Source organism: bacterium (assembly GCA_035371905.1).
GTDB lineage: Bacteria > Ratteibacteria > UBA8468 > B48-G9 > JAFGKM01 > JAMWDI01.
Map to the genome: position 1 here is coordinate 1 of DAORXQ010000156.1, position 2,807 is coordinate 2,807.

Sequence of the window (2,807 nt, forward strand, 5' to 3'; positions counted from 1 at the left end):
GCAGGTTATCCTGCGGATATGGATAAAATTATGTCAATTGCAAATAAATATAATCTAAAAGTCCTTGAAGATTGCTCTCATTCACACTGGTGTTTTTATAAAGGCAAATTAACAGGAACTTTTGGAGATGTTTCTGCTTTTTCATTAATGACAGGAAAATCATTTCCTATTGGAGAAGGTGGAATTATGTTAACAGACGACCTTGAGATTTACGAAAGAGCGATTATATTTGGACATTATGAAAGACATTCTGAAATTACAATTGATTACTTAAAAAATGGTACAGGAATTCCGTGGGGAGGTTACAAATACAGAATTCATCAACTTTCTTCAGCTGTGGGCATTGTATTTATTAAGATTTTCAAAGAAATTTTTGAAGAAATAGATAAGGCAATGAACTACTTCTGTGATTTACTTGATACACTTCCAGGAATAAAAACACACAGACCACCTAAAAATTCAGGATTAACAAAAGGTGGATGGTATTTCCCTCTTGCACATTATAATAAGGAAGAACTTAATGGACTTTCAATAACAAGATTCTGCGAAGCATTAAGAGAAGAAGGTATTAGTGTTTATCCTGGATGTAATAAACCACTTCATATGCATCCTGTTTTTCAGAATATTGACATTTATAATGATGGAAAACCTACAATAATAAGAAACTCTGAAAAAGATATAAGAAGTAAAAAAGGAAGTTTACCTGTATCAGAAAATATTGGTAAAAAAGTTTTCAGTATTCCAAGATTTACAAAATTTAATAAAAAAGTAATTGAAAAATATTTTTCAGGTTTTGAAAAAGTTGTTAAAAATCATAAAGAATTATTAAAAGATGACCCTGGAGACCCACCTGAAATCGGAAACTGGAGTTTAACATTCAGAATTTAAAAAGGAGAAAAAATGGATAAACTTGTTATAGATGGAGGAAAACCTTTGAGAAAAAAACCATTTCCTCAAAGAATTATGTTTGATGAAAAAGAGGTTAAACTTATAAATGAAATGATGAAAAAAGCAACAAAAGAAAATACAGCAAAATACCTTGATAGATATGCTGGAAGTGAGGTAGATACATATGAGAAAGAATTTGCAGAATTTTTTGGAACAAAGTATGCAACTGCAACAAGTTCAGGTACTGCTGCTATTCATTCTGCAATTGCATCACTTGATTTAGAACCCGGGGATAAGATAATAACAACTCCAATAACAGACCCTGGAACTGTTATGCCTATTTTATTTCAAGGACTTATTCCTGTATTTGCTGATGTTGATTTTGAAACATTGAATTTAACTGCAAAAACAATAGAAGAAAAAATAGATAAAAAAACAAAAGCAGTTATAGTTGTCCATCTTGCAGGTGTTCCCTGTGAAATGGATAAAATTATTGAAGTTGCAAGAAAATACAATTTAAAGATTATTGAAGATTGTGCACAGAGTCATGCTTCAATCTATAAAAATAAATATGTAGGAACTTTTGGAGATATGGGTTGTTTTAGTTTAATGAGTGGAAAACATATGACAAGTGGAGGTCAAGGTGGAATGGTAATAACTGATAATGAAGAATATTACTGGAGATGTAAAAGATTTGCAGATAGAGGGAAACCATTTGGAATAGAAAATCCAGAAGGTAATGTATCTCTTGGTTTAAATTACAGAATGACAGAAATTGAAGCAGCAATAGGAAGAGTACAATTAAAAAAATTGAAAAAAATTGCTGAAAAAAGATTCAAAATAGTTGAAGAATTAAGAAAAGGATTTTCAAATTTAAAAGGATTTTCTTTATGGAAAAAACCCGAAAATTCAAAACCAAATTACTGGTTCTGTTTTATTAGAGTTGAAGAAGAAAAATTTAAATATGATAAATGGAAACTCGCAGAAATTTTAATTAAAGAAGGATTACCTGCTGGAGCACATTATGTTATTCAAATCTATGAAAATCCATTTATAAAAGCGAGAAAAACATTTGGAAGTTCAGGCTATCCATGGAAACCTTACTCTCCCAATATTGAATATAAATGTCCGATTGCAGAAAAAGCACTGAATTCTCATATTACACTGTATATCCATGAATGCTGGGGTAAAAAAGAAATAGAAGATACAATAAAAATATTTGAAAAAGTTGAAAGATTTTGCCTCAAGTAAATCTTAAACCTCTTGATTATCAAAGATTCCCATATCCCACCTTTAAGGTGGGCAAAAAGGGAAAATGTGATATAATAAAAAACACAAGGAGGAAAAAATGCCAAACAGATTAGATTCTCCTCAGATTACAGATAATTTTATAGAAAAGTGGGCAAAGAGAATAAAACCAGAACTTGAATTTAACTGTAAAACAGAGGAAGAATTTTATGACTGGAAAGAAAAACTTATAAAAAAGATAAAGGAACTTCTTGGAGAATTTCCTGAACAAGCAGATTTAAATCCGGAGAAAATATCCGAAGAGGAAAGAGAAAAATATATAAGGGAGAAATGGATAATTCAAACAGAAAAAGATTGTTTTATGCCCCTTTATATTCTTATTCCAAAACAGGATAAGAAGAAATATCCTGCAATTTTAGCCTGTCATGGACATGGACCATATGGAAAAGACCCTGTTGCAGGAGTCTTTCATAATAATCCAGAAATAATAAACCACATAAAAATTCATAATTACAATTATGGAGAACAGATGGCTGAAAATGGATTTGTAGCAATAGTTCCTGACTGGAGAAGTTTTGGTGAAAGAATTGGATATAACAATATTTATCATCCTAGAGATATATGCAATATTCATTTTTTACAGCATTTAATACTTGGCAGAACACTTCTTG

The 2,807-nt window shown here is 30.5% G+C and carries 3 protein-coding genes; all 3 read left to right on the top strand.

The annotated features are described in order from the left end of the window. On the top strand, positions 1–888 hold an 888-nt coding region (locus PKV21_09940), incomplete at its 5' end, for a DegT/DnrJ/EryC1/StrS family aminotransferase (GenBank protein ID HOM27806.1). A gap of 12 nt (positions 889–900) precedes the next feature. Next, positions 901–2,139 (top strand): DegT/DnrJ/EryC1/StrS family aminotransferase, encoded by a 1,239-nt coding sequence (locus PKV21_09945; protein ID HOM27807.1) that lies wholly within the window; start codon positions 901–903, stop codon positions 2,137–2,139. A gap of 97 nt (positions 2,140–2,236) precedes the next feature. Further along, positions 2,237–2,807 (top strand): alpha/beta hydrolase family protein (locus tag PKV21_09950; GenBank protein ID HOM27808.1); only part of this gene is annotated, 571 nt, incomplete at its 3' end.